The sequence below is a fragment of the Mesorhizobium sp. M7A.F.Ca.CA.002.09.1.1 genome, assembly GCF_003998555.1.
Lineage (GTDB): Bacteria > Pseudomonadota > Alphaproteobacteria > Rhizobiales > Rhizobiaceae > Mesorhizobium > Mesorhizobium ciceri.
Genome location: NZ_RZRR01000407.1, coordinates 1 through 4803, shown reverse-complemented (window position 1 = coordinate 4803; position 4803 = coordinate 1). Strand labels below are relative to the sequence as shown.

Below are 4803 nucleotides of genomic sequence, written 5' to 3'. Positions count from 1 at the left end.
GGATCATACCTGTCGTGCGCATTCAGCGCCAAGATTTTGACGTCGCGGCCGAAATCGCCAGACTGACGCAAGGCCGCGCCGATATCGGCGCCGTGGTGAGCTTCTCAGGCCTTTGCCGCGACGAGCAGGGCGCGCTCTCAGCGCTCGAGCTCGAACACTATCCCGGTATGGCCGAAGCAGAAATCGCCCGCATCGCTGCTGAAGCGGTCGAGCGTTGGCCGTTGCAGGGGCTCACCGCCATCCACCGCCACGGGAAGATCGCGCCCGGCGAGAGCATCGTGCTGGTGGTGGCAGCCTCCGCGCACCGCCATGCGGCGTTCGAGGCGGCGAATTTTCTCATGGACTATCTCAAATCGCGCGCGCCCTTCTGGAAGAAGGAGCATCGGGCTGACGGCTCGGAGGGTGGCTGGGTCGAGGCCAAGGAAGCCGATGCAACGGCCGCGCAACGCTGGAAAGCGTCCGAATAAGATCCGCCGCAGCCATGCATTGACCGCAATCCTTTGGCCAATTGGCGGAATTGGTCAGCCTGGGCATTGGCAACCCGTGGCATTGGCAGCCCAGGGCATTGGCAGCCCGGGGTGAGGGAGATGGTCATGCTGGACAGGATCGCGGAGTTCTTCATCTTCGGTTTCGTGCCTCTGGTCGTCGGCATATTGGCCGTTCCTGAGCAGTCTGTTGCCGCCGAAAAGGCAGTGAGAGGCGAAGTGATCTATCGCGAGCGCATTGCCTTGCCGCCCAGTGCCGTGCTCTCTGTGCAACTTGCCGATGTGTCGCTGGCCGATGCGCCGGCCACCATTATCGGCGAGCAGAAAGTGAAGCCGACCGGCCAGGTGCCGATCAGCTTCGAGATCAAATTCGACCCTTCCGTCATCCGGTCGCAGATGACTTACGCGTTGCAAGCCCGCATCACCGTCGACGACAAGCTCCTGTTCATCTCCGATATGCGCCATCAGGTCGATCCGCTGACCGACGTGCCGCAGACCATCATGCTGAAGATGGTCGCCCCGAACGCCGAGCCGACGGTTTCGGTCTTCGACCAGCTCTGGCTGGTCGACTATGTCGACGGCATCGGCGTCATCGCTGCCCCGCAAGCGACATTCAGGGTCAGCGAGGCCGGCAAGGCGGGCGGCAGCGGCCCCTGCAACACCTATTTCGCCACCGCCAAGGTCAATGGGCAAACGATCGTGATCGGAGACATCGGTTCGACCTACAAGGCCTGTGCGCCAGAGGTGATGGCCGAGGAAAAGGCGCTGTTCGATGCGCTGGCCAAGGCGGCGTCATACCGCGTCGAGGCCGGCAAGCTCATCATATCAGGCAAGGATGGCCGCGAGATCCTGCGCTTTAGCGCGGCGAGCTGACCCCCAACGAAAAAGGCCGGCGAAACGCCGGCCTTCTTTTTACGGAATCCAAGGTCTGGATCGTCGGCTCAGCCGACGATCTCGGTGTCCGAGAACCAGTACTTGATCTCTTCTGCCGCGGTCTCCGGTGCGTCGGAGCCGTGCACGGAGTTTTCGCCGATCGACAGCGCATGAACCTTGCGGATGGTGCCTTCGGCGGCGTTGGCCGGGTTCGTGGCGCCCATCACTTCGCGGTTCCTGGCAATGGCGTTCTCGCCTTCCAGCACCTGGACGACGGTCGGTGCCGACGACATGAATTCAACCAATTCGCCGAAGAAAGGACGGTCCTTGTGGACGGCATAGAAGCCTTCCGCTTCGCGGCGGCTCATCCAGACCCGGCGCGAGGCGATGACACGCAGGCCTGCCTCTTCCAGCATCCTGGTGATGGCGCCGGTGAGATTGCGCCGGGTTGCGTCCGGCTTGATCATGGAAAATGTGCGTTCGAGCGCCATGGGTCGTCCTTGTCTGAGAATGGAATTGAGAGTGGCGGGCTCTATACAAGCCGCCCGGCCCATTGCCAAGGGCCCCCGATCAGACGGCTGCACAGCAACGCTTTGCTTGCTATAGTCGCGTGCCGGCGCCGCGCTGAGGTCGGGCCGTATGGAGACAACATGACCATGACAGACGATCGTCAGGAACGCATTCGCAACCGTGCGCACCAGATCTGGCTGCAAGAGGGCCAGCCGGCTGGACATCATGAGCGCCATTGGCATCAGGCGGCGGCGGATGTCGACCAGGAGGACGCCACGGACAAGTCGGCAGCCAAAAAGCCAACCAAGAAGGCAGCTGGCGCCGCCAAGCCAAAAGCCGCCCCCAAGGAGGCAAAGGCTGCCACGAAGGCCGGCAAGCCAAAGAAGGCGGCCAAGTAAGTTACTGCTTTACGGCGTCAAGCCGCGGCGGCGACCTTTCGCCCCAGCCCGCCATGCAGGTCGAGGCAGCGGGCGAACCACTGCGCCACCACGTCGCCGTCGTCGAGCAATTGGTAGGGCGAGGCTATGCGCGCCCATTGCAAGGCGCCGAAGACGATATAGTCGCCAAACAGCGGCGCCGCGCCGCCGATGAACGGCTGATAGAAGAGCATCGAGCGCAATGGCTCCAGCGAGGCTCTGAAAGTGCCGAGCCCGGCCTCCCTGGCGGCCGTCACCTCCTCCAGCCTCTTGCCAAGACGCTGCTCCCGGCTTTGGCGGAAATAGACGGCGTTTTCCGCGTCCTGCATGGCATGAAGGTCCATGATGGCCGCGGTGGTCACGTAGGGATGAATGGTCACTTGCGACCAGCGTTCGATGAAGCGCGCCATCGCCTCGCCGCCTTCACCGCCAAACAGCGTCGGCCGGTCCGGATAGGCTTCATCGAGATAGAGCGCGATGGCGAAAGAATCCGCGAGGACTGTCTCGCCGTCGCGGATCACCGGAACGGTTTTCGAAACGCCGCCCTCGACAGCGGGCACCTCGAGAAAGCGCGTCGGTACGGTTGATATGTCGAGCCCCTTGTGGGCAAGCGCCATCGCCACCTTCCAGCAATGCGGGCTGAACGGACGTGTGCTGTCGCGTCCGACGAGATCATAAAGCAGAATGGTCATTGGCGGCGGCTCCCGTGCGGGTTAGGTAGGCCCCGCATCGACGCGAGCCGAGGGAAGCCATGAGACAGCATTTCATGATGTTTGCGGCCTATAATCAATGGGCCAACGGTCGCATCTATGATGCCGCCGCCGAACTCGATGATGAGGAATTCAACCGCGATGTCGGCGCCTTCTTCGGCTCGATGATGGGCACGCTCAACCACCTTTTGACTGCCGACCGCATCTGGATGAAGCGCTTCACCGGGGAGGGCGACGCGCCGACGACACTGGACGCTATCCTGCATCGGGGGTTGACCGGCCTGCGGGCGGCGCGTGAAGCCGAGGACAGGCGGATCATCGATTGGGTCGGCGGCCTCAATGACAAGGCGTTGACGGGCCGGTTCACCTACATGACCGTCTCGGACATGCGCATTCGCAAAGGCTGGCGCCGGCGCTGGACCATGTCTTCAACCACCAGACCCACCATCGCGGCCAGGCGCATACGATCTTGACCATCCTGGGACGGCCAAGCCTGGGGTTGGACCTGATGCTTTTCCAGCGGACCGAGGAGGGCAGGGCTTTCGCCTGATCCGGTGGCGTTTGCGTAGTCAGTCCGAAGGTTGTGCCGGCCGTCGCTGCATTTTGTGCTGCAGCATCGTCTTTGCATCAGTAGGCACCGGATGGATTCAGGCAGCCGTCGAAGCCTCGCCCCTGATTTCGTTGTCCAACTGGGACTGGGTCAGGGCCGCTTCCGCCATGACCCACTGCTTGAACAACTGGACCTTGCGTGCGGCAAGGCCTTTCAGCGGAGAGACAAAATACCAGCCAGCCGTGTTCGGATGATGGACGGCGAAGGGAGCCACCAGCCTTTCGGCGCGGATGTCGCTGGCCATATAGGCACGGTTGGCCACCGCAAAGCCCATCCCGGAATTGGCTGCCTCGTAGGACATCATGCACGAGTCGAAATAGATGCTCTTGGTCTCGCTGAGCACGAAGCTGGCGCCGGCGAAACCAAGCCAGGACTGCCAATTCTGGGTGCAGGTGTCGGAATGCAGCAGGGTGAAGTGCTTGAGGTCGTCCGGTGTCACCTTCGACAGCCGCTTGTCGCCGAGGACTTCGTGGAACAGCTTGCGGCTGCACACCGGTGTCAGGTCTTCGCGAAACAGCAGATCGGACTGCAGCCCGTGAAAGTGACCGTCGCCATAACGGATTTCGAGATCGAATTCCGAGGCCGTGAACTCATGCGTCGCGTACGAAGTCGAGACCCGCATCACGATATCGGGATATTGCTGCTGGAACAGCGGCAGGCGCGGAAACAGCCAGCGTGCCGCAAAGGTCGGCAGCACCGATATTTTTAGCACATGCTCCTGCGATTGTCCGGTCGCTTCCATGCTGGCGGCCACGATTCGCTCCAGCGCCTCGCGAACGCGCGAGACATAGGTCTCGCCCTCCGGCGTCAACGACACCGCATTGCCGCCGCGCTGGAAAATCTTGAAACGAAGCTGATCCTCCAGGCTTTTCACGCGCTGGCTGACCGCTGAAGCGGTAATAAACTGTTCTTCACCGGCGCGCGTGAAATTCCCGTGCCGCGCAGCACTTTCGACGATTTTCAGCGAATTGAGGTTGACCTGACTGAGCAGACGCACGGTTTCGACCTTAAGCTTGGCTTACACTAGCACCAGCATTCCTAATTTTACAGGGGTGGGTGAATTAATCGACTGTTTACCAAGTGTTGCCCCCATCCTGGAGAAGTACAATGAACGCCCACACCATTCCCGAACGGCGTTATGCGATGAGCCGCGAAGCCATTATCGGCCATGAAACCGCCTGGAAAGTGTCGAGTTTCGG

Annotated in this window: 6 protein-coding genes and 1 pseudogene; 4 read left to right on the top strand and 3 right to left on the bottom strand. The window is 61.6% G+C overall.

Annotated elements, in window-relative coordinates:
- Positions 1-2: 2 nt before the first annotated feature.
- Positions 3-467 (top strand): molybdenum cofactor biosynthesis protein MoaE, encoded by a 465-nt coding sequence (locus EN994_RS18160; RefSeq protein ID WP_127307699.1) that lies wholly within the window; start codon positions 3-5, stop codon positions 465-467.
- A gap of 126 nt (positions 468-593) precedes the next feature.
- Positions 594-1358 (top strand): YbaY family lipoprotein, encoded by a 765-nt coding sequence (locus EN994_RS18155; protein WP_013532477.1) that lies wholly within the window; start codon positions 594-596, stop codon positions 1356-1358.
- Positions 1359-1426: 68 nt separating this feature from the next.
- Here the strand turns inward: EN994_RS18155 and ndk are convergent, their stop codons facing one another.
- Positions 1427-1849 (bottom strand): nucleoside-diphosphate kinase, encoded by a 423-nt coding sequence (ndk, locus tag EN994_RS18150; protein WP_013532476.1) that lies wholly within the window; start codon positions 1847-1849, stop codon positions 1427-1429.
- A 159-nt stretch (positions 1850-2008) separates the two neighbouring features.
- Here ndk and EN994_RS18145 point away from each other — a divergent pair, with 159 nt between their 5' ends.
- Complete coding sequence (locus tag EN994_RS18145) at positions 2009-2266, top strand: DUF2934 domain-containing protein (RefSeq protein ID WP_013532475.1); 258 nt, start codon at positions 2009-2011, stop codon at positions 2264-2266.
- A gap of 17 nt (positions 2267-2283) precedes the next feature.
- On the opposite strand, the gene EN994_RS18140 is transcribed toward EN994_RS18145, so the two are convergent.
- Entirely contained in the window at positions 2284-2976 is a 693-nt protein-coding gene (locus EN994_RS18140) for a glutathione S-transferase family protein (RefSeq protein WP_013532474.1), read from the bottom strand.
- A 59-nt stretch (positions 2977-3035) separates the two neighbouring features.
- Between EN994_RS18140 and EN994_RS18135 the strand changes: the two are divergent.
- Positions 3036-3544: pseudogene (locus EN994_RS18135) on the top strand (DinB family protein).
- A gap of 97 nt (positions 3545-3641) precedes the next feature.
- Here the strand turns inward: EN994_RS18135 and EN994_RS18130 are convergent.
- Positions 3642-4601 (bottom strand): LysR substrate-binding domain-containing protein, encoded by a 960-nt coding sequence (locus EN994_RS18130; RefSeq protein ID WP_013532472.1) that lies wholly within the window; start codon positions 4599-4601, stop codon positions 3642-3644.
- Between the last annotated feature and the right edge of the window lie 202 nt (positions 4602-4803).

What these genes read in the sequence shown, in the direction of transcription:
- EN994_RS18145 (WP_013532475.1), top strand. Translation starts at nt 2,009, where the DNA reads ATGACCATGACAGACGATCGTCAGGAACGCATTCGCAACCGTGCGCAC.
- EN994_RS18155 (WP_013532477.1), top strand. Translation starts at nt 594, where the DNA reads ATGCTGGACAGGATCGCGGAGTTCTTCATCTTCGGTTTCGTGCCTCTG.
- EN994_RS18140 (WP_013532474.1), bottom strand. Translation starts at nt 2,976, where the DNA reads ATGACCATTCTGCTTTATGATCTCGTCGGACGCGACAGCACACGTCCG.
- ndk (WP_013532476.1), bottom strand. Translation starts at nt 1,849, where the DNA reads ATGGCGCTCGAACGCACATTTTCCATGATCAAGCCGGACGCAACCCGG.